This window comes from Sphingomonas suaedae, assembly GCF_007833215.1.
GTDB lineage: Bacteria > Pseudomonadota > Alphaproteobacteria > Sphingomonadales > Sphingomonadaceae > Sphingomonas > Sphingomonas suaedae.
The window spans coordinates 1,862,079-1,884,597 of the sequence record NZ_CP042239.1; the positions used below are offsets into that span (position 1 = coordinate 1,862,079).

Annotated in this window: 4 protein-coding genes; all 4 read right to left on the reverse strand. The window is 69.9% G+C overall.

Features of this window, described 5'->3' with window-relative positions:
- Nucleotides 1-489 precede the first annotated feature (489 nt).
- The 4 genes from FPZ54_RS08980 to FPZ54_RS19825 are packed head-to-tail and all read right to left on the reverse strand — an operon-like array spanning nt 490 to nt 22,458.
- Complete coding sequence (locus tag FPZ54_RS08980) at nt 490-12,405, reverse strand: LysM peptidoglycan-binding domain-containing protein (RefSeq protein ID WP_145846531.1); 11,916 nt, start codon at nt 12,403-12,405, stop codon at nt 490-492.
- Nucleotides 12,402-13,658: a ComEC/Rec2 family competence protein gene (locus FPZ54_RS08985; RefSeq protein ID WP_145846533.1), complete on the reverse strand. Its 1,257-nt coding sequence runs from the start codon at nt 13,656-13,658 to the stop codon at nt 12,402-12,404. The genes FPZ54_RS08980 and FPZ54_RS08985 overlap by 4 nt, the downstream gene beginning before the upstream one ends.
- Nucleotides 13,655-17,356: a hemagglutinin protein gene (locus FPZ54_RS08990; RefSeq protein WP_145846534.1), complete on the reverse strand. Its 3,702-nt coding sequence runs from the start codon at nt 17,354-17,356 to the stop codon at nt 13,655-13,657. Before FPZ54_RS08990 ends, FPZ54_RS08985 begins: the two co-directional genes overlap by 4 nt.
- Nucleotides 17,353-22,458: a hypothetical protein gene (locus FPZ54_RS19825; protein ID WP_186456976.1), complete on the reverse strand. Its 5,106-nt coding sequence runs from the start codon at nt 22,456-22,458 to the stop codon at nt 17,353-17,355. Before FPZ54_RS19825 ends, FPZ54_RS08990 begins: the two co-directional genes overlap by 4 nt.
- Nucleotides 22,459-22,519 lie beyond the last annotated feature (61 nt).

Here is a 22,519-nt window from a genome sequence, read left to right on the forward strand (position 1 = left end):
TGGGCCGGTTGCAGAATGGCAGGTCTTGCGTAGCAACGGGTGATAGCGGCAGGTCGGCTTTCGATTAGAGTCTCGGGCGCCGACAGGCGTCGGAAAGTCGGCGGTGATCGAGCCCGCGGGCCCTGGGGCGATGGTCTATGGGGATTTGGGCGTCGGTCGGCTCTGAGTCATGGTCATAGACGAAGCCGCCGGCCGCGAAGCCGGGGCCACCGACCAGCCCCTCGGCAATGCAGCGCGCCACCGTCATCGACGCATACAATCATGGCCGCAGGCTCAAAACCCTGCGCGGCCTCACACCCTACGAATATGTCGGCCGCATCCGGATAGAAGATCTAGGGCGATCCAAAGTCAACCCGTACCCACTCCTCGGGACTAAACACCCAGAAATCTCAACATTTTGATTTCGCAGGGAGACTCCTGGCAAATTTCAAAGCCGAGTGTTCAACAACAAAGCCCCATACCCATCTCGCTATTATCGGCAAAGGGTCGCTATTCGGGTTGTGGAAACGGCGAGACGCAATGCTTCAGCCGCAGCACCGGCCGCTGCAACGACGGATCGACCGACGAATAGAGGTCGATCCAGAAGCTCCAGCACCCGCCGGCCCGGACGGGATCGTTCTGCTTGTCCCATAGCTGCAGCCGCGCGCAGGTATCGGCGATGGTGGTGTCCGCGAACCCGAAGCCCGGCGTCTGGAGCACCGGCAGATAGGTCTCCAGCGCGGGCACGTCGGGCGGATTCCCGGGGGCGAGCTGATAGCCATAGCGCACGCCCATCGCGATCGCGCGGTCGCTCGCATCGCCGTCGAAGATCGTCGCGAAGGTCTGGTTGAGCGGGCAGGTCGCGGGGTCGTAGCTCCAGTCGCCGATCGGCAGCGCCGAGGCGACGTCGATGAACGGCACTACCGGCTGATAATAGCTGAGCACCGGCGTGCGATAGATGAAGTCGGGCTGAGTCGCGGCGCCGGTGGGCCCCAGCAGCCGGGCGTTGCGCACCACCCAGGCCTTGGCGGTAGCGTTCTGATAGGCGGCGACGGGCAGCCCGCCGAAGCGGAAATCGAAGCTGACGAGCGAGAAGGCGGGCACGCGCAATTTCTCGTCGGTCGGGAAGAGATAGCATTGCAGATCGTCGCTCGGCTCGACCTGGCAGCTCGATGCCGGCGCGGGCGTGAGCGGCAGCGGCACTCCCTCGGGCGTGAAGCAGACGATGTCTGGCCAGCCGACCTGCCCGTCCTGCGGCTTTTGGGTACGGACCAGCGTGAGCGTCTCGTAATAGGTCGCGGTCGAATCGGCGCCGAGATCGACCGAGAAGCCATAGGTTTCGGGCACCGGCGCGCCCACCGCACGCGCGGCCGGGACCGCGTCCGCCATCTCGACCGGCGCCCAATGCTGATCCCAGGCCGCGGCGACGCCTTCGGCGCAGTCGGCGAAGCTCGACAAGGCATTGGCGAGCCGCGTCTGGTCCGCGGCGAGCTGCCAGGACGGCAATTCGGCGAGGATGTCGAGCAGCCCGGCGGCGTTCTCGCTATATTGCGCAAGCTGACCGAACAGATCGTCCTCGGCGATCGCGCGCGCCTGCATGGTCTCGGGTGGGCTGTTGAAGCTGAGCTCCATCTCGATCTGGTCCTGCTCGGCCGATTGGTGCCGCAGCGTGAAGCCATAGGACCAGAGCACCGCCTCTGCGACGCTGGCCGGCGCCTCCGCGGGCACCGCGCGATGATCGAGCAGCGTCGGCATTTGCGGATAGGTGCGCAGCGGCAGCGGCGTATCGGGGGTGCCCAGGGTGAAGGCGAGCGCGGGCGGCGATCCCGATGCGATCGGGGTGACGAAGCTCAGCCAATCCGATCGCTGATAGCCGTCGAGCTCATCGGCGACGTTGAACTCCAGCTCGACCACCTGATAGTCGAGCGCCATCGCCAGGCTGCTGTGCGCCTCGACATCGGGGATCGAGACCAGGACGTTGACCAGCGAAGCCCCGTTTTCGAGCGAAATCTTGCCGTTGCTCAGCGTCGCCGCCTTCAACTCGGGATCCTCGCTCGACAGCGTCGCGACGGGCACGCCCGAGAAGCGCGCGGCGGGGCCGGTGAAGCTGGTGGTCGCGCTGGTGGCATATTGCATCACCGCCGCGGTGCGATAGCCCTGAGTCAGCGAGACGAGCAGCGACTGGCGCAGTGTCTCCGCCGCCGAATCGCGCTGGGAATCGTCGCCGCCCTGCCCGACCAGCACTGCGTCCAGCCCCCGCGAAATCGCGCCGGCGAGCGTCTTCTTTGCCTCGATGATCCGCTGCAATGCCGAACTGCGCACCGCATAGCCGCCGGCGACATAGGTCGCGGTGAGCACATGCTCGACATCGGTGAGGAAACTCCGCGCCCAGAGTTCTAGATCGATCCCCTGGTAATTGGCGGTGAGCGTGCCGCTAAGCAGCCCGGTCGCGGGATCGAGCGTCGCGATCTCGACGTCCTGCCGCGCCACCAGCACGGTGGAGAGCGGCCGCAGCGCATAGCTGCGCGGCTGCGGCCCGCTCGTCCCGGGCACCGAGGCGACCGGCGGCGTTACCGAGACCTGCGCGATGCCGGTGCTCGAGAAATCCACCGCCCAGACGTCGGTGCCCGCCGAGCCCTGCTGCTCCTCGGCGAGCGTCTTGCCGGTCGCGACGCGCAGCGCCGGGATCGCCTGTTGCAGCTGGTCCGCGAAGCCGGTCAGCGTGGTCGCGCCGCCGTCGGGCTGCTCGCTCGGGCTTCCGGTGCGCGAGGCCGCGACAGCGGTGCGCGCGCGCACCGCCCCGGACGGATTCTCGAGAGTCCCCGCGAGTGACGGATCGACCAGCGCGGCGGCGCGCTCGACCTGCAGCCAGCAATGGATCGGGAAGATCACGTCGGGCCAGCGCCACGTCAGCGTGCCGCCCACGTCGATCGCCAGCGCCGCCTCCAGCACCGCGTCGGCCGGCGGAAGGCTCACTGCCGCACCGGCGGTCAGGAATCCGACTTCGGCATTGGCGAGCAGCAGATCGTCGATACTCGTCGTCACCTTCGCCTGCGCGAAGCGATCGAGGATGGCGGTGATGCTGTCCGCCGCCGCGGTGGTCTGAGTCGCGACGCTCTGCGTCGAGGCGCGCAGTTCCAGCCCCGCGACGATCAGCCCCGGCGTGCCTGCGTTGGCGCCGACCAGCCCGGCGGCCGAAACGCCGAACCGCGCCGCCACATCGGCCGGAACGACGCCGGGCTGTCCCTCCGTCGCCGGACCGAGCCTGCCGGCGGGGCACAGCAGCAGCCCTCCGGCGGCGAGCACACCGGGGGTGCCCTCGATCGCCGCGACCAGCGCGTCGAGCGTCACCGGCGGCGAGAAGCGGTCGCACAGCGATTGGAAGCTGTCGCCCGCCTCGGTCTCTTCGCTCTGCCCGCCGACCGTCACCGTCACCCCCGGCGCGATCGTGCCCGGCAGCACCGCGTTCATCGTCGCCAGCTCGAGCGGGGTGAACGCGGGCAATGCCGTATCCGGCGGCCCAAGCCGCGGCGCGACCGCATCGAGCGTGTCGCCCTCCCGCAGCGTGTAGGAGCCATAGGGCGCGCCGCCGTCCGCCGGCCAGTCGCTCAGCCCCGGCACCGCGAGCTGCGGCGTCGCGGCCAGGGCGGCGGCGCCGTTATGGCGCAGCACATCGCCCGGAGTCACGCCAGCGTCGCCCGCGATGTCGCCCAGCACGCGGCCGTTCGGAATCGGCGTGGCGACCGTCTGCAGGAACAACGAAGTCCCGTCGGGGAAAAGCGTCGGCGTGGCGATGTTGAGCGGCGCCAGTTCGGCGGGCGTCGCCCCCGCGCCGTTTTGCGCCAGCGTGTCAGTCGCGGTGAGCGTATAGGCGTCGCGCATCAGCGTTGCGCCAGCGCGGAACATGCCGGGCCGATCGGCATTGAGCGACACCACCATCGTAGCGTCGAACGGCAATCCCTGCCCGTTGAATACCGAGACCACGCCGTCCAGCGTGGCGTCGCTGCCCGGGCCCTCCGCGTCGATCTGCACCTGGATGCCGTTGCATTCGAAGATGAAGCCCGGCGTGAGCAGCGACGCGGTCGCCTTGTTGCGCGCCACCAGCCGATCGAGCGAGCAGCCCGCCAGGGCGAGCAGCGCGAGCACGTCGGGCGACGGATCGGGAACGGCGAGCGGGCGATCGGGGGTATTCAGCTCGGTGCCGGCATTGAGCGGCAGCGCGATATTGTCGGCATCCTGCAGCACCGCGGCCGGATCGGCCGGGGGCACCGCCGCGGCGGCGAGCTGGGCCACGCTCTGGTTGGCGCGCAGCATCGCGACCTGCGGCAGCGCGAAACTTGGCCCCGCCAGGATCGCGTCGAGCGGCACCAGCGCGTTGGCGGTGCCGAGCCGCTCATAGGCGACGCCATAATGGGCGCACAGCGCGTCAATCGATTGCGGCGCGGAGGCGATGTAGCGCCGCCGCTCGGCCTGCCCGCGCACAAAGGCGTAGGCGCCGGTGGCGAGCGCGCGCAGCGGCGCCATCGGCACCGCCACCGCATCCGGATCAGCGCCCGGCGCCTGGCGCAGGCTGGTGAGCAACGCGGCCCCCACGTCGGGCTGGAGCATCTGGTAATAGACCGCGGCCCAGCGATCGCGCTCGCGCCCCGTCTTTTCGAGGACCGCGTCGCCGCCCTCCCCCGCCCCCGGCTGGCAGACCACGCCCTGCAGCGCGGCGCGCACCCGGAGCAGCGCCTGCCCCTGTTGCTGCGGGTCGATGAGCACCTGATAGCTGAGCGTCGTCGAGGGCCAGCTGCCCACGCCCACCAGCGGATCGGTATAGCCCACCGGCACGTCGACCGAGGCGACCAGCGCGTCTTCCGCGTCCGGCGCCGCGGCCTCGCCCGCCGCCGCCGAGGCGTTGCCCAGCACGTCGTGGAACCACAGCGACACGCGCGTCTGCGCCATCGTCCAGTCGGTGCCGCTGCTGGCGCCGGGGATGCCGGCATAGGGGCTCGCGCCGGGCGGGGGCAGCCCGGCCATGTCGACAAGCGGATTGGCCTTGGCGAAGCGGTGGATCGGCACCACGCGCATCAGGTTCCAGCTCGTCTCTTCGAGCGTGCCGTCGGCATCGGTCTTGACCGTCGGCCCCAGCGGCTGGCCCTCGTCGCTCGGCGCAAAGGCGGGCATGTCGGCGAGCTGATAGCCGATCAGGCTGTAAAGCGCGCGCAGCCGGGTCTGCGGATCGTCGGGCGGGCCCGACGAATCGGGGGTGTGCAGATCGAGCGTGAAGCCGACCTGACCCTGCGGGATCGAGGCCGAACGCACCAGCTCGGCCGGGTCGCTCGCTTCGGCGAACAGCGCCACCGATCCGGGATCGACGCCGTCGCCCACCACCGCGCAATTGTTGAACGCGAAGAGCTTGCGCACCGGCCAAGCCTTGCCCGAATCGACGCTCGATTGCGACGCGAGCTGGATGGCGACGGTCAGCACCGCGCGCCCGTCCTGATCGAAGATGCTCTGGGGGATCGGCTCGTCGCCGCCCTCGGCATGCAGCCAATAGCCCCCGCCGCCGACCACGCTGCCCTCCCACAACAGCGTCAGGAAGTCCGCGGCATCGCTCAGGGAAGCGAAATAGGGGCCAGCGCTGGGCTCCTCGGGCTCGACGAGCGCAACGCCCAGCGGCGGCGGACCGCTGTGCGTCTCGGTCGACAGATTCACCTTCACCAGGAAGGTGCCGGCCGGGGTCAGCGGGGTGGAGGTCAGCGCCGGCTGCGTTCCCGACGAGGCCGGGAGCTGCCATGCCAGGATCAGCGTCGCCGCCTCACCCGCCGGCGGAACGTGATAGCTGCCGTCGGCGAGCGGGATCGCCCCCAGATACTGGAGCAGATTGGCCAGCAGCTGCCGGTCGGCGGTGTCGGCGCCGAGCATCTCGACGATCGCCGGCGATCCCGGCACGCTGCGCACGTCGAAATCGATCAGCGTGCTCCAGGCATAGGCGCCGAGTTCCGCCGGCTGGGCGGAGGGCCCGGCCTGGGGGGCGATCTGCATCAGCGCGAAGCTCGAGGCGGTGCCGTCGTTGCCGCCCAGCCCGAGCAGGTCGGAGGGGAGCAGCCACAGGCTGGGCGCCGCCTCCGCGCTCGGCGTGCCGGGCAGCAGCGGCGCCACCGTCGTGCGCCAGACGATCGGCTGGGTCACGCCGTGACGCAGCTTCATCTCGCGATAGAGCTGGAGCGGCGCGATCGCCCCCTCGATCGCCGGCACCAGCCCGGTGGCGGGGTAATTGTTCACCAGCTCGGCATGGCTGATCGAAAGCGTGATCGACTCCACCGCGTCGGCGAGCGCCAGCATCCCCTTCGGCGCGGGCGAGTGGGGGTCGAGCCGCGCAAGGCGGGGGTCGCGCGCGGCGGCGGGATAGGATGCCGCCAGCTCGGCCGGAGTCTCGCCGCTGGTGACACTGGTGGTGGCGAAACTCAGCCAGCCGCACGGCTGGCCCTTGCTCACCGTCACCGCGAGGGCGGGATCGACGATCTCGCCGCTTGGGGGCGGACCCGTCACTTGCTGGCCGACGAGATCGTAGAGCCCGGTCATCGGACCGGTGGCGTGATAGACGCCCCCGCTCTCGACCGGCGCCGGGATGCGCACGCCATAGAGCATGAAGCGCGCCGTCTGCGCGGCGATCTCGGCCTCGACGGCGGGATCGTGCAGCGCCGCCGACAGCGCGTCGAGCCCGATCGCCGGGACGCTCGGCACGGTCAGGCGACGGTCGTCGTCGGTCGCGAGCAGCCCCGCTTCGTCGGCGACGCGACCGCCCAGGTCCTCGGCGGATAGGCCATAGCTCTGCGCGAGCGTCACCAGCGTCTGCCCGGCAACCGTGGTCACGCGCGCGCCGGGCACCAGCAGCGCGGCGAGCGGCACCAGGATATCCGCGCCCTCGACCAGCCCCACGAACGCCGCCTGCTGGCCCGACGTGTCTCCGAGCAGCAGCCGCAACCGGATATTAGCGAGCGTGTCGTCGGGTCGGACGATCAGCGCCGCATTGGCTGGCAGCGCCACCGCGCCGTCGGGCAGCGGCGTCGCATTGGCGGCGACCACCGCCGCGAGCCATGCCGCATAAGCGGGATCGAGTGCGCCGATCTGCGTCGCCGCCACCGCGCCCGCCACGCTGTCGAGCGTGTCGCCGGGAAGCGTCTGCCAGGTGATCGGCGGGGGCGGCGGCGCGCTGCTGTCCTGATCGAAGGCAGAGGGCACCAGCAACGTCGCGGGAAGTGGACCGCTGACCGGGATCTGGCCCGGATTGAGCGCGGCGATCGCCTCGGCGTACCAGTCGGCGCCCGGCACCGCGGCTTCGGCGCGATAGCCCGACAGCCGAACCCAATAGACCGCCGCAACCGTGGCGACCGGGAGCGCGAGCGGGTTGGCATAGGCGAACGCGGGCAGCGCCAGGCTCGCGCCGGGCCGCGCGATGCCGGTCGCGGCGAGCAGCGCTGTGTCGCCCAGCCAGGCGGCGGGGTCGACCGAGTAGCTTTGCGCGATCCCCGCGATCGTGCCGCCCGCGGGGATCGCGACCACCAGATCGCCCAGCGTGATCTGCTTGCCGTCCACCACCGCCCAGCCCGGATTGGCGGCGGCGATGCTCTGCGCGGTCACGCCCAGCGTGATCGCGATCGTGCCCCCCGGCGGCGTATCTGCGATCGCGGCGGCGATTCCCGGGTTGAGCGCGATCAGCTCGGCCGCCGCCATGCCCAGCGCCTCGGCGACCGAATCGACGTCGTCGCCGGGCTGCACGACATAGGGTATTTGGGTGGTCGGGAAGGAGCCGGCGATGCTCGCCAGGCTGTCGGTGGCGGCCACGCTGTGCGGGAAGCCGCCGAGCAGCGTCACCGCCGATTGCGCGGCGGTGCGCGCGACCATCTGGCAATAGTCGCGGAACACGAAGCGGGCCATCGCCTCGGTGTCCTCGCCCGCGTCGCGCGCCGCCCGCATCCGCTGCTGCGGATCGGGGCGGGCATCGGGGGCGCGTGCGTCGAGGTCCGCGAAATAGGCCAGCACCTCGGCCTCATAGGTCGCATCGACCGGCTGATAGATCCAGAACTGGCGCTGGACCTGCTCGGGCGGCAGCTGGGGAGCGTCCCATTGCAGCGGCGGGATCATCGGGAAGACGGTCGCGTCGAGCACGGTCGTCACGCCCGGCGCCGCCGCCGCGAGCGTCAGATGGACATTGTGGTTGAAGAAGCCGTCGAGATTGTCCCAGGTGAAGCCCTGGCTCGCCGCCTCGGGCAGCGCCAGCTGCTCGACCAGTTCCTCCAGTGCGCCCAGCGTCACCACCGCGGCGGGATCGGTGATGCCGAGCGCGTAGAGCGACCAGCGCAGCAGCCCCTCCGCCACCGCGCCGAAGCTGGTCGGTATGGCATCCTCGTCCAACGTGGCGCCGGCGCGCAGCCGGGCGCGTTTGCGCGCGGGCGCCACGCCGTCGCCGGGGGCGGTGGCTGCGTCGGCGACGAGCAGCATCGCGATGCGATAGTCGGGCTCGGCATTGGGCGGCGGCGGTCCCTCGCCGGTCCAGTCGACCGGCACGTTGGCGACGGTGAAGGCGGGAGTCAGCGTGAGCGTGCCGCTGCGGACCGCGCCGCCGGGGAAAACCGCCGCATCCTTGTCGAACACCAGATGATAGACCGGATCGGCCGGTTCGGCGACGCCGGCGACCAGCCCGTCGCCGCGCGCGAACAGCGCCGCGGGCGGCGATGCCGTCGCGCGCGCCACCGTCGCCCCGCCGGTAGCCAGCAGTGCCCCGGCGGGATGGCCGAAGCGCTGCAGCCGATAGGCGTGCCGCGTGACTGCCTTGACGTGCGGCGGGCGTCGCCGCGCCGGGGCATAGGCATGCGTCAGCCGCGCCGCCTGGCTGCGCGTGCTCTCGCCGGGCAGCAGCGTCCAGGGCGTCGCGCTGCTGCTGCCGATCGTGAACGACGCTTCGATCGTCAGGCCGAAGGAGAAGGATATTGATACGAAGAGGATCTTGACCTTGGCGTGGACCGAGACGCCGACGTCGAGTTCGATCAGCGTCGCCTGGTGCGCGGCCAGCGTCAGCGTGGCATAGGCGTGCGCCTCGACGCTGACCGAGACGCTGATCACCTTGAAATCGACCGACCCGTAGAGCTTGCCGACGATCCCCGCGGTGCCGCGGCACCAGTAATAGAGCGCGTTGGGGCGCGCCGTGTCGCTGGGGTGGAACCAAGACAGGACGCCCTCGAAGATCACCACCACGTCGACGTACAGCCCGGCCTTGAGCGGCCCCTTGTTGAAGGTGCGCCCGACGCCGATTTCCAGTCCCACTCCCAGCTCGATGACCGGGCTGAAGGTGCCGTTGCTGATCCGCGGAACGCGGTCCGAGGTCGATCCGTCGCGCACGCCGAAATAGATGCCGCCCCGCCCGTTAAATATTCCCGCTTCGACTCCGAACGAGACCGAGAAGTCGCGATTATGCGGGAAGCCCAGATCGATCAGGAAATTGCCGTTGGTGTAGATGTCGACGGTGATGATCCCCAGCGTCACCGACACCGCGCCGAACTGGAGCTGGCGGAAGGCGTCGGGCACTTGGAGCCGGACGTGGAACACGCCGACATCGGCGGTCACTTTCTTGTAGAGCAGCTCGAAGCTCAGCCCCGAGAGCGAGCCGGCGTCGGGCCCGCCCAGCGCGATCAGCACGCCATAGAGATCGGGATCGTGGAGCACGAGCTTGAGCGTGACTGTGTCCATGATCGTGCAGTCGATGCCGAACAGCCATTGGCTGGCGGGATCGAAGCGCGTCTTGCCCGGCTGGATCGGCACCTTTCGCGGATCGTCGAACGGCGCCATTTCGGCGCGCATCGCGTCGATCACGTCGGAGATCGACGTATAGCTCGTCAGCCCGTCGAGCGAGACGTGCTGGCCGAGCCCGAAATAGCGCAGATCGAACAGCGACTGGCCCTTGCCGGGGACCGCCGGCGGCGCCTGATCGACCGCGTCCCAGGTGAGCGGCTTGCCCTGGGGATAGCTGGTGCCGAGCATCTGCCCGGTGAGCACGAAATTGACCCGCGGCGTGCCGCTGCTCCGGTCGTAGCGCAGCCCCACCGTATCGACGCGCGCGAACGCCAGATTCAGATTGACGTCATAGGTCAGCGTGACCTGTTCGAGCGTCGGGTCGATCACCAGCGCGAAGCGGCCGAGCTCGATCGTGTCGAGGAAATCCCAGGGCGGATCGAGCCGGAAATTGGCGTTGGGGTTGGCCAGGCTCACCAGGAAGCGCACCACGCCGCCGAGCGTCTCGCCCGACAGCCGCAGCGTCAGGATCTGGTGCCGCCCAGTGCCCTCGCCGATCCAGGCGGTGGCGCCGCTCAGCGTCAGCTGACGCCAGGCGACCGAGAAGGTGTAGGTCTTCTCATTCTCGCGGAAAGACACACTCGCGGTGAGCTTGAGCCGCGATATGGCGAAGCTGCCCGACAGCTTGCCGACGGTCACCATCGCGCCCTCGCCCTGCTCTGCCGGCGCGGGCATCCGCTCGATCTCGGCGGCGGCGGCCATCGCCACCGGGATGCCGAGCACCGTGTCCTTGAGCGCCGCCGCCACTGCCCCGGCGACGCGATAGGGATTGCCGGTCGCGGTGCTGTAGCTGACCGAGAAGGCGGTCAGTTCGAGCACGAAACTGTCGTTCTTGAGCCAGTCCGGATAGGGATAGCCGAGGAAGGCCAGCACGAACTTGGGCAGGTTGATCGGCCCGCCGACCAGCTCGCCGGTGAACAGCCAGCTGCCGTCGCCGGGATATTCGGCGCCGAACATCAGCTGCACCGGCGCCGAATCGGGCACCGCCATCGCGACCGTGCCGACGATCGATCCCGACACGCTGCTCTGCGACACCTGTACGCGGAATTCGATGCGATCGAGGTTGAACACGATCGTCCCGCACGTCACCGGCCATTGGCCGAGCACGGTCATCCCCGCCTGATAGGTCTTGCGCGGCAGCGAGGCGATGAAGTTGGCCTCGCTCACCGTCAGCGTCGTCGGCACGTCGGGCGGCTGGACCGAGAAATAGGCGGCGAATGCGTCCGAGATCGGCAGCGCGATCGGATTCTCGGTATAGGCGATGAACGCCATGTCCGGGATGTCCATCCGGATCGTCAGCGTGACCGTCACCGGGTCGTCGGTGGCGTCCTCGCTCCGCGGCGCTCGGGCGATCCGCTGGTGCCAGTCCGCCCAGCGCCGCGACACCGGCGCCATCGCGCCGAGCGACTGGGCCTTCTTGGCGCCGAAGGTCATCGTCCCCCAGATCGACGCGGTCATCAGCGTCGGATCGCTCTGCCAGTCGAACATCCAGCGCACGCCGACTTGGTCGATCATCGTGAACGGGATCGGCGGGTCCCAGGGCTCGGTCGATACGATGCCCACCGACGAATAGGAGACGCCGAAGCCAACGCCCGACATCGGCGGATCGAGGCCGAACTCGAGCTCGGACACGCCGAACAGGTTGAGCAGCGGGACCCCCGGCGGCAGCGAGAACGCCCCATCGGGCGCGCCGATCAGCTTGCCCAGCATCTGCGCCCCGGTCGACAGCGTCAGCGGGTGCTCGCCGAAGGACACATGGATCGGCCAGACATAGTCGCCGTAGAGCAGCGGCGCGCTCATATCCGCCACCGTCCGCGGAATCGTGTCGGCAGAAAAGGTGGCGTAGAGCATCGCCGCCGAGGTCGGCGCGTCTTGCTCGGGAAGCGGGCTGGGGTCGGGAAAGTCGTTGCGCAGCCGCAGCCCGACGGCGTCGAGGGTGATATGCGGCCCGAAATCGGTCGTCGCTCCGGGGGCGGGGGCGTTGAGGAACAGGATTGGCTTGAGCGGATCGGTGAAATCGATCGGTCCGTCGATCCGCAGCCGGCTGGTGCCGAAATAGTCGATATAGCCTGCCAGCACGCTATCGGTGAGGATCAGCCAACCGGCCAGGTGCGGCAGCGGGATCGCATCCGCCGGGAAGTTGACCGAGTTCAGCGCCGGGGTCTCGACAACCAGCGGCGCGACCACCGACGGCCCGAGCACCAGCCCGGCCCCGGGCGGCGGCACTTGCAACGTGCTCTTGGCCCGCCGGCTCTTGGGGAGCTGATCGCCCGGGAAGGCCTGGGCGAAGGTCCAGGGCGTCGTCTGGGTGGCGGTCATCGCCAAGGTCAGATCGGTATAGTCGGCCGGCTCCGACGCGCCACCGGGACGGCCAGTCAAGTTGAAGCTCCAGCTAGTGCCGCGAAAGCTGGTGTTCCCGCTCATCCAGGCGCCGTCGGCGGTCTGCCCGGCCCGACCGCCGGTGACCGGCAGGCTCTGGGTGCCCAGTTGCGCCAGTAGCGCGGCGAGCCCGACCGGCGCGTCACCCGTGATCGCGCCGCCGGCGATCAGCGCAAGGAAATCCTGATAGATGGCGGCGGGCGTCGTCACCCCGCGTCCCTTTCCGAAGTCGGCGGCGGAGCGCGCAGTATCTCGTCGCGCGGCGCCGCGGTGCGGCCGGCCATCGCATCACGCAGCCAGGGATCGTTGGCGGCGGCCTCGCCATAGCGCGCAACCAGATCATCGAGCGTGCCCAGCGGCTCGAACTCGAACTCGGGAACCTCGCGGGTCAGCGCAGTCGAATCGCGGATGTTGTAGAACAAGTTGCCGTACAGCACGGTGCCCTCGATCTGGAACACGGTCGTGCGGATGCCCTTGGTCGTCGAGAACTGCTCCCATCCCTCGACCTTCTTTGATTTCTTCTTGTCGAAGACATAGGCGACGTAGTTGCGCGAGTAGGATGTGGACAATGTCGGCACGAACACGTCGATCACTTCCTTGACGGGGTGAGCGTGATTGTTTCGCGGACCCGCGCTGGCGACCACTTCCTGTGGCGCGAGATAGGTGGCGAACGCAGTGATGATCGAAAAATCGAGCTCGGCCAGCGGCGTCTTGGCGGTATAGTTCTCGACAGCGGTTCGCAGCGCGCCGTGATGCGGTATCTCGAGCATGAAGACCGTCGGGATCAGCGGCTTCGTGCCCCATTTCTTGTAGAAACCGTTGACCTCCGCCATGGTGTGATAGGTCGCATCGCCGGGCAATATCACCGACCATTCGCCATTCTCGACCGCGACCACGGTGGACGAGGCGTTGCGGATGATGTCCGGCCCTCCGCTCGACAGCTTCAGGCCGGAGATGATGACGCGGACAAACGTGTTGCCGAAGCTGGTGATGTCTCCCAAGTCCTCGCGCTTCTTGGCCTTGGCATAATCGCTCTCGAACGGCGCGTTGAAGGAAACGTCGATTTCCTCGTCCTCGTCGACCATCGCTTCGGCGAATGCCTCGACCTTCTTCTTGTTGGCCTTCGACCAGTTTGCGCCGCCGGTGTAGATGTTGTCGCAAGTGACCTGGATGCCCGAGGTGTTGATCGCTTCGGTCAGCGTCGGGAGCAGCGACAGATGGTCGCCATCCTGGTGGGAGATCACGACCGCCTCGAACGACGGCGAGATGCCCGCGCTCGCCTGAAGCATCAGCTTCTCGACGACATAGGCCGAGGCCTCTTCCGCATAGCGCTGGTTGCCGCCGAAATCGATGAGCACGAGCTTTTCGGGAATGCTGTCCTTGTCGCCGTCGGGATAATATTCGATCAGCGTCGCCATCCCCTGGCCGCAGAACAGGATCGCGACGCGGGTAAGGGCGGTCATCGGCCGTCCTCCGCTGGCGGCCGAGCGAGCAGCCTGGACTGGCTCTGCGCGGCGCGGGCGGCGACGCGCGAATTGCCGGCGCCGCTCTTCGACTTCTCCTGCGAATAGGCGGCGTACCAGCCCACCTTGTCCGTCGATCCCTGGTCCGGATTGCCGAACAGCACGATATCGTTGTGCCCCGGCGGGAAGCTGAGCCCGAGCAGTCGCAGCGCGAAATCGCGCAGCCGCAGCGTATAGGTGCGCGGCTCGCCGTCGGTGTTGTCGACCAGGAACTCGATCGAGCGGAAGCCCAGCTTCAATATCCCCTGCAGCGGCAGATTGACGCCGAACGCCTCGCGCGTGCCGGGCAGCTTGACGCCGACATAGACGTTGGGCTCCTGCCCTCCCGGCCCCGGGCTCCACGCCGCCAGCACCGACAGCGCGATGCTTGCGCTCCCCGCCAGCGCGCCCAGCGTGCCTAGATCGATCGTATAGTTGAGCCCATACCAGGGCGCGCTGAGCAGCCCCTGGTCGATCGGCGCGGTGACCGAGATGAAGCCCATGTCCTGCGGCATCAGCGCCGCGCCGCCGGGATCGGTGTCGATCGGCTGGGCGAGCCGCGGATCGGGGGTGGTGATCAGGTTCGTCAGCCGCACGGGGAAGCGGCGTGCCAGCGAATCGGGGCGTGCGACGCTGTTCGACAGATCGAACGAGAGTGCCCCGTCGTTGAGCCGGAACACGGTGGTGTTGACCGGATCGCCGAGCTCGAACGCCATGTCGATCGACAGATTGCCGAAGCGCAGATAGCCGTCGATGCCGTCCGCGCCCTCGCCCCAGCAGAAGGGATCGAACAGGGGCGGCTCGTAGAAGCGCAGATTGCCCGCCATGCGGAAGGTCGCGGTCACCGTCGCGCCGCCGGCCTGCGACGCGGCGCGCGTCGTCACCATGTCGGTGGAGATCAGCTGCACCGACTGGAGAATCAGCCCGTCGAGCGAGAAGCTGTTCTCGCCCGCCATCGCGAACACATAGGTGTCGTGCCTTGTGCCGTCGGGGAGCGTCTGCACCTGATGCGCGCCGGTGAGGATGATGTTGTTGCCGTGCACCGTCGGGAACAGCCGCGCGGGCGCGCCGAACAGCCGGTTGATCAGCAGCTCGACGCGGCTCGCGAAGGTGGAGACGACCGAGTTCTGGAAACCGACGCTGAGCTGGAGGACGCGGAACGCGAAGGCGATCTCGTCGGAGAAATACTGGTCCTCCTCATTCTCGTAATCGATCAGCCCGAACAGCGTGCTGCGACCGAAATCGAGCCCCTGATCGAGCAGCTGATACGGCGTCGCGGCGATGCCGACATGGTGCGCGTAGAAGGCGCTGGGGTCGATCCCCGCCGCCAATGGCTGGAGGGGGCCTGGCAGCTGATCGAGCGGCACCTCCACCGACAGCGCCAATATCCCGCTCCAGTTCGGATCGGTGACGATCGCGTTGAACGCATTGTAGAGCGCGCCGCTCTCGCCCTGGCGCGATGCCGCCTTGGCGATGATCTGCAGGATGTCGGCGCTCGCGGTCCGGGGGTCGCCGGTCGGGCTCGCCGCTGCCGGCCAGGTCCAGCTGGACACGTCCGCCGCCATGTCGGCCAGGCTGCGGCCGAGGTTGAACTTGTAGATCACGTAGGCATTGGTCTGGCCGGCACGGCCCGGCACCGTCCAATTGTCGGGCGAGAGGCGGAAGGTCCAGCCATCGACCACCGGCGAGAGCAGCCCCGCATAGCGCTGGAACACCGCCATCTGCTCGGCGGTGATCCCCGCATCGGCGGCTACCAGCGCGGCCTGGAAATGCGCCAGGTCGATATAGGTCGGATAGCCCTGCGCGACCATATAGGCGCGCACGTTCGCCAGCACCGCGGGAGGCACGCCGAGCTCGGGCGGCAGTGTCGCGATCACGTCCAGATCGAGCGCGGTGAGCTGATACTCGACCGAACCGGCGGTGTTGAACAGCTGGGCATTGCCCAGCACCATGAACAGATTGTTGGTGAGCAGCGCCTGGCGCAGCGCGCCGCGTACCGATGTGAAGCGCAGATCGGGCTCGGCGCCGCTCGCCGCGGTCTGGCCGAGCGCGGCCCACAGCCAGCTCTGCCCGTCGCTGTCGATTCCCACCGCCATGCCCTGCGGCGTGACGCCGACCGTCGCCGCGGCGGGGAGTCGCTCCTCGGGGGTCTCGGGCGGGGCCGGCTCGGGCACGGAGCCGCCCTGCAACGCCATCTGGCTGAGCAGCGCCCGCCGCATCGGCGCCAGCGCGATCCGCTCGATCGTCCGCGCGTCGTCGAGCATGTCGGGCGGAATGTCGCGGAACGGCGCCATCGGGAAGGCGAGCTGCGGCGCGGGGGCGGCGAGGCTGCACGCCGAGACTTCGAGGAAATCGAGGAACGGCGGCGCATCGTCCTCGGCCAGCGCGGCGGCGACCGGCACCCCGCCCGACAGCGCGGCATAGAGCGGTGCGTCCTCGGGCTGGGCGAAATAGCGGATCGACTGGCCGGACGGCGCGACCGCATAGGCCCAGGCGGTGGTGCCCAGGCTGGTCAGCGACCCGGTGCCCCCGTCGCTCGGCGGCTGGGCAAAGGCGGGCTGCCCGCCGACGAACAGCAGCGCCGATCCGCTGGCGCTCGGCAGGCCCAGATATTCGAGCGCCGAAGCGCCGCAGATCAGCCGCTCGATGCCCGAAACGAGGTCCTCGGGATCGACGATGTTGAGCGAATACCCGCCCTCGGGAGTCAGATAATAGCCGTACGGCGGGGCTTCGGTCGCGTAGAAGGGCGCAACCGCGAACACCAGCCGCGCCGCCGGGAAGCCCGGCGCGCTGCTCGCCTGGGGAGTCAGGTCGACGGCATAGCCCTTGGCAGTGGCATAGCCCGATTGCAGCGTAGGCGCGGTCCCGGTGCCGCCCCAGCCGAAGAAGCCGAACGCGCTGCGGTCGCCGGCCAGCGGGCGTTGCGCATCGAGATTGGCATAGAGCGAGAAGGCGGTCGCGTCGGGCTGGCGCAGCACCTGGAAGTCGATCGCATGCACTTCGCCAGTGGTCGGCCGTGGCGTGAAGAAGCGGATCGCGCAGCCGAGCAGCACGAAGCCGTCGGTGCCCCCCGCGGGCGCAGCCACGTCGAAGCGGGCGCGCCAGCATCCCGCCGACGCATCCGCCATGCACAGCGAGGCGGTGCCGCTCGCGGCGTTGAACTGGCCGTTGGTGGTGTAGAAGGCGAGCGCGCCCGCTCCGGCGCTGTCGCCCAGCGCGAAGCCCCAGCCGGCATCGCCGTTGTCGGCGGGCGCGATCGTGCCGCCGCTGCGCACGATCAGCGTATTGTCGGCGAAGGCGAGATCGACGCGGCGCGCGACGATCGTGGTGCCGGCGGTGGCCCCCGCGGCGACGGTCAGATCCTGCGTCGTCCAGGTCAGATATCCCTGCGCCGGGTCGAGGATCCAAAGGAAGCGCGGCGCGCCCGACCCGAAGAAGGCGGCGAGATAGGCCTCGAGTGCCGGGAGGAAGGCATCGGCGTCGGCGACCGGCTGACCGAACAGCAGATAGGTCCCGGCGTCGCCCCAGGTGGCGGTCAGCGTCGGCGACGGGCCCAGCGCGGCGGCGTCCTTGGCGAGATAGCCCGTGATCCTGGTCGCGGGATCGAGCCAGTAGAGCGGTGTGGCGCCGGCTTGCGCGAAGCTCGGCTCCGCGCTCATGCGATCGCGTCCGCCAGCACGATGCGGTCGCCGTGGAGCAGCGGCAGGTCGAGCCAGTCGCTGGTCGGGGCATAGGCATGGCCGCCGGTCCAGTCGAACCGCACGTCGAGCCCCTCGCCCGGGCCATATGAACCGGTGGTGCCTCCGGCGAGGATCGCGGTGCCGGTCGGGCGCGTCAGCCGCACCCCGGTCAGCGGCAGCCCGGCGATCGGCGGCCGGCTCGCCCGCGCCGCCAGCAGGTTGCCCAAGGTGGTCCCGATCGCGACTCGCTCGCCCACGCCGTCCACGAACACCTCGATCGCGGCGCTGAACGCCACCCGCCCGCGCAGATAGACTGAGGCGACCGCGCCGCCCGGCGGATCGCCGAGTCGCAGCGCGTCGGTCGCGCCCTCGAGATCGGTGAGGCTCGTCGCGGCGATCAGCACCGGGTTGCGCTGCAGGATCGCCGATCCGGTGCTGTTGTTGGCGAGCAGGTCCTGGGCATAGACCAACCGCACGAACGGCTGCGCGAACTGGGTGAAAAACAGGTCGAGGATGCCCCCCCCGCCATAGGCCTTGCCCTGCGAGGGCGGCACCGGATTGACGTTGACGCCGTTGGCGGCGGTCAGCCCGGCGAGGAAGGCATCGAGCCCGACCAGCCAGTTGCCGCCGTTAGAATAAGACGAGATCGCATATTCCGCGACGCCGGTGGTGACGAACCCCGAGAGATATTGCGAATCGGGCACCGCGCCGAGCGACTGATAGCTTTCATATTCGGCGCGCAGCACCATCCCGGGCCGAAGGTCGAAGCAGCCCCGCGCGAAATCGGCGCCATAGGAATAGAGCAGGGTCTCGGCGAAGGTCTGCGGCATCGCCCGCGCGATCGCTTCCTGCACGGTGGCGATCGAGACGGGCGATGCGCCGGCCTGCTGGAGCGCCGTGAGGAATCCGCGATAGGCGGTCAGCAGCGTGGTGCGGATCGGCGCCGGGTCGCCCGCCGGAAAGTCCCAGGCGGCGCTGCCCGAGGCGAGCGTCAATTTGTACCACAGCCCCGGCTGCCAGCTTCCCTGCGGCGCGTCGCCGATCAGCGCGAGCGCGAACGGCGCGACGTCCGGGATTGGATCCGGGACGCTGGGGAACAGATCGGGGAGCAGGATCACCACGTCGGAGGGCGCGATCGGCGCGACCTGTGCGGGCGCGATATAGGGCGCGGTGTCGCCCGCCGAGAGGAACAGCCCCAGGCTGGTCAGCGGCACCTTCGCCGCCGGGCCGAGCACCAGCGCGGCAGCGGATTGCGGCTGCGCGGCGACCGCCTGGACGAGGATAGAATCGTCCGCGGCCCAGCCGGTGACGGGCAGCGCCGCATAGGGCTCGCTCACTTCGCCGAGGATGGTCGCAGTGCCGCCCGAGAGCAGCGAAACGCGATAGCCGATCACGCCCGCGTCGGGCACTGCCGCCCAGACGAGCGTTACCGTCGCCCCGTCGAAGCGGAGGGAGACGCCCTGCGGCGCGCGCGCGATCACCGGCAGCGCGACGCCCAGCGGGCCGGTGAGCGCGCAGCCTGAAGCGGTTGCGTTCGCGCCGATCGCGAGGCTGTAGCCATATTGCGGATCGAAGGTGCCCGCCGGGAGAACCGTGCTCATCGTCGCGCCAGATTGCGCTGTGACCGGATCGATCGCGACGCTGCCGCCGCTGCGCAGCAGCGCGAACCGGTAGCTTCCCGCCCCCGCCACCGTCGTCCAGGTGACGGTGCAGCGTCCATCGGCCGCGAACTCGATCGACTGGATCTCGGGCGCGGCGGCGATCAGCGCCAGCGGCGTCGATACCGGTCCGGCGCTCCCCGTCGCCACGCCCTGGAGCGTGACCGCCAACGCGCCTGGCGCGCTTGCGAAACTGCCTGTATCGCCCTCGAACTGCGCGCTCGATGCCGCGCCGCCGCCGTTGAGCAGCGTCGCCAGCGTCGCCGTCGCGGCGCCGCCGGCGGGCGTCCATTGCAGCGTCACCGCGCCGCCGTCGAAAGTCGCCGCAGTGAGCTGCGGCGTGCCCGTGATCACCGTCAGCGCCGTGCCGGCGGGACCGGTGCTCGTGCCGGCGACCGGGGCGATTTCGAGCGTCGCGACGGCGTTGGCGGGGTCCTGCGGCGGCGTATAGGCGATCACCGCTTCGGGCGCGGTGTAAGGGGTGGTCGCCGGCGTCTGGCCGGTGACGCGCAGCGTCGCGGCATAACCGCTGACAAAGCCGTCGGGGCTCGCATCCCAGCGCGCGTGGATCAAGGCGCCGTCATAGGCGATCGCCAGCCCGCTCGGCGCGAGCGTCGGCAGCACCGCCCCCGCCGAGGCCGCGCCGGTCGCGACGCCGTCGACCGCGCGCAACATGATCGCGGCGCCGTTGGGCACGCCCGCGGGCAGCGTGAATTTCGTGGGACTGGTTCCCCCCGCGGCGGGCAGCGCGAGCATCCCGCCCTGCCACACCGCCACCGGGCCGATCGCGGTGACGGTGGCTCCGCCGGCGACGCTCCAGCTCAGGCTGACCGCCCGGGCGGCATCGACCGATGCCGAGGAGATGGCGGGGACCGCTCCCTGCACCGGCGCCGGCGCCGAGGCCGGCCCGTCCGAATGGCCGACGATCGCAGTGACAATCAATGTGGCGCCGACCGGCGGCGGAGCATCGAGCTCGAGCGTCGCGCTCAGCGATTGCCCGGCCTGCTGGCTGGCGATCGCATTGCCATCCGCCGAAAGGTCCACACGATAGCTTATCGGCCCCTTCCCCGCCGACGACCAGGCCAGCTCGACGCGATTCCCGTCCACGCGGGTGAGCGATATCGTGGGCGCGGTAACCTGCGGCAGCGAGACCTGCGCCGTGGCCGAGACGAGTCCCGTCGCCGAGTCGCCAATCGGCTGCACCATGGCGGTCCAGCTCGGGCCCCAGGGCAGCCCCAGGTCGGCCTGCAGGAACGTGTCCGGGCCCGTGGTGAAGCTAGCCGGATCGCCGCTCGAGGGCGTCAGGGTCACGCGATGCCCGGTCACGCCGCTCCCGCCGCCGTTCCATTCGAGCGTCAGCAACACGCCATCCCACACCGCGACGAGCCCGGTCGGTGCCACCGCAGGCAGCGCCAGCGGGGTTCCCGCCGGCCCGAGCAGAGTGTCCGAAACCAACTGCGCCGAGAGCGCCGGCCGCGCCGGCAGCGTCGCCGGCAGCGGCACCGCGACCGAACCCGAAGTCCCGGTGAAGCTCGCGGTTTGCGTCGCGACGATATCGTCACCGTCGAGCACGCGGACGCGAAGCTGCGCCGCCGAAAGGTCCATGTTCGTGGCAAAGTCGGCAAGGCTCCAGGCGACGGTGGCAGTGACGACCGAGTCGGCCAGCGCCAGGCTGGCGCCTTCGAGCACCGGTACCGCGGTGAGCAGCACGGTGCTCGCCGCCGCTGCGGGGACTGCCGCGCCGTTCACCGTCGGCACCACCTGCGCCGACCAGCTCCGCGCAATATCGTCGATCGGCAGCGGCGTGGCGATCGCCGTCGCGGTGGTGAAGAGCGTTGCGGTGGCATTGCCTCCGCCGGGGGCCGCGCCGGTCAGCGTCACCTGATAGCCGTCGACGAAGCCGCCCGCCGACGGCTCCCATTGCAGCATCGCGGTCGTCCCCTCGACGCGCGCGGGGCCGAGCAGAGGCGCAGCGGGGCTCGGCACGCTATAGCTTGCTTGCGATGCCAGCCCCGTGCCCGCCGCGCCGAGCGCCTCCACCGTCGCCGAGACCGCCGCACCGGGCGCGAGCGCCATGGGCAGCGTCACGGCGGTACCGCTCCCGGCGATCACCGTCGTCGCGCCACCCGCGGTGATGCTGGCGCGATAGCCGCGCACCGAGGGGTCCGGCGCCGGCGCCCAGCTAACCGACAGCAAAGCGCCGTCATAATCGATCGCCGGAGTGCCGGGCGCGGCAACTACCACCGGCACCGCCGGCGATACCGGCCCCTCGATCGCCGGCGGTCCGGCCAGCCCCGCCTGCGCCGCGACCGCATAGGCCGCGCCTGCGACCGGCGTCGTCGTCAGCGTCGCGGTCGGGGGCGTTCCCGAGGCTGTCGCGGTGGCGACGGCGGCTCCGTCGCGCAACAGCGTGACCGCAAGCGACGCGCCGCCCGGAAGGCCGGTCGGCACCGCCAGCGTCGCCGCCACCGTCACGTCGCCGCCCGAGGGCGTGACGGAGGTGGACGCGACCGCCGGAGCAAGCGTGATCGCCGCGGCGGCGGTGCCGAGCGGCCCGCGCACCGGCCCGAAGCTCACCCGCGCCGCGACGCTGACGCTGGCGCCCGGCGCGAGCGCGCCGATCGCCGCAACTCCGCCGCTCGCGCCGGCGGCATAGCTGCCGACCGAAGCGCCATCGACGAGGACGTCGAAGCCATAGGCCACCGAGCTCGGGCCGGGCGCGCTGGGGACCGCCACTGCGCTCCAGCCGACGCTCAACGTGTTGCCGTCATAGCCCAGGCTGGTGATCGTCGGCGACGCGCTCGCTACCGGGATCGGCGGCGACCAGGGGCCATAGGCGAAGGGCGCAGTGAAGCCGCCCTGCGTCTGAGGATAGGCCGGCTGCACCGATTGGATGTAGGCGTTGTAGGTCTTGGCGGACGACAGCGTGATATTCTTCGAACCCGAGTTGCCGCCCGCCTGGATATAGCCCGCCGATTGCCCGCCCGAATCGAAGATTTGCAGGTTCGCGCCGCTCACCCCGCCCGCGCCACTGCCGAAGGTCCAGGTCCCGGCGACCGAACCGGCCGCGACGTCCATGCTCGCGATCGTCGGGATCGGCAGCACCATGGTGCAGGCGAGCATCGGATTGCTGGGCCAGACGAGCTGCGCGGGGCTGGTGCCCACCGGCACCCATTGCAGCCACATCTGATAACCCTGGCCCGCCGACAGCGGGGCGGCCGGAACCACGCGGACCATGTTGTTCGCCGCGCCGATCGCGCTGGCGATTGGAGTCGATCCGACGACGATCGCCCCGGCGAGCACCAGTCCGGCAGGGTTGCCCGACGTCTTGGCGACCGCGCCGGTCTGGAAGGTGCCCGGAGGGGTTATCCCCCACGGGTCGATATAGGCGATCGAAATCAGGGTTCCCGGCGTATAGCTCATCGGACCGCCTCCGCACCGCTCCAACGCGGGCGGCGGGCAGCGCGCCCGTCGCCCGCGATCC

Bases quoted from the DNA above. Each gene is read 5' to 3' on its own strand.
- FPZ54_RS08985 (WP_145846533.1), bottom strand. From the start codon at position 13,658: ATGACCGCCCTTACCCGCGTCGCGATCCTGTTCTGCGGCCAGGGGATG.
- FPZ54_RS08990 (WP_145846534.1), bottom strand. From the start codon at position 17,356: ATGAGCGCGGAGCCGAGCTTCGCGCAAGCCGGCGCCACACCGCTCTAC.
- FPZ54_RS19825 (WP_186456976.1), bottom strand. From the start codon at position 22,458: ATGAGCTATACGCCGGGAACCCTGATTTCGATCGCCTATATCGACCCG.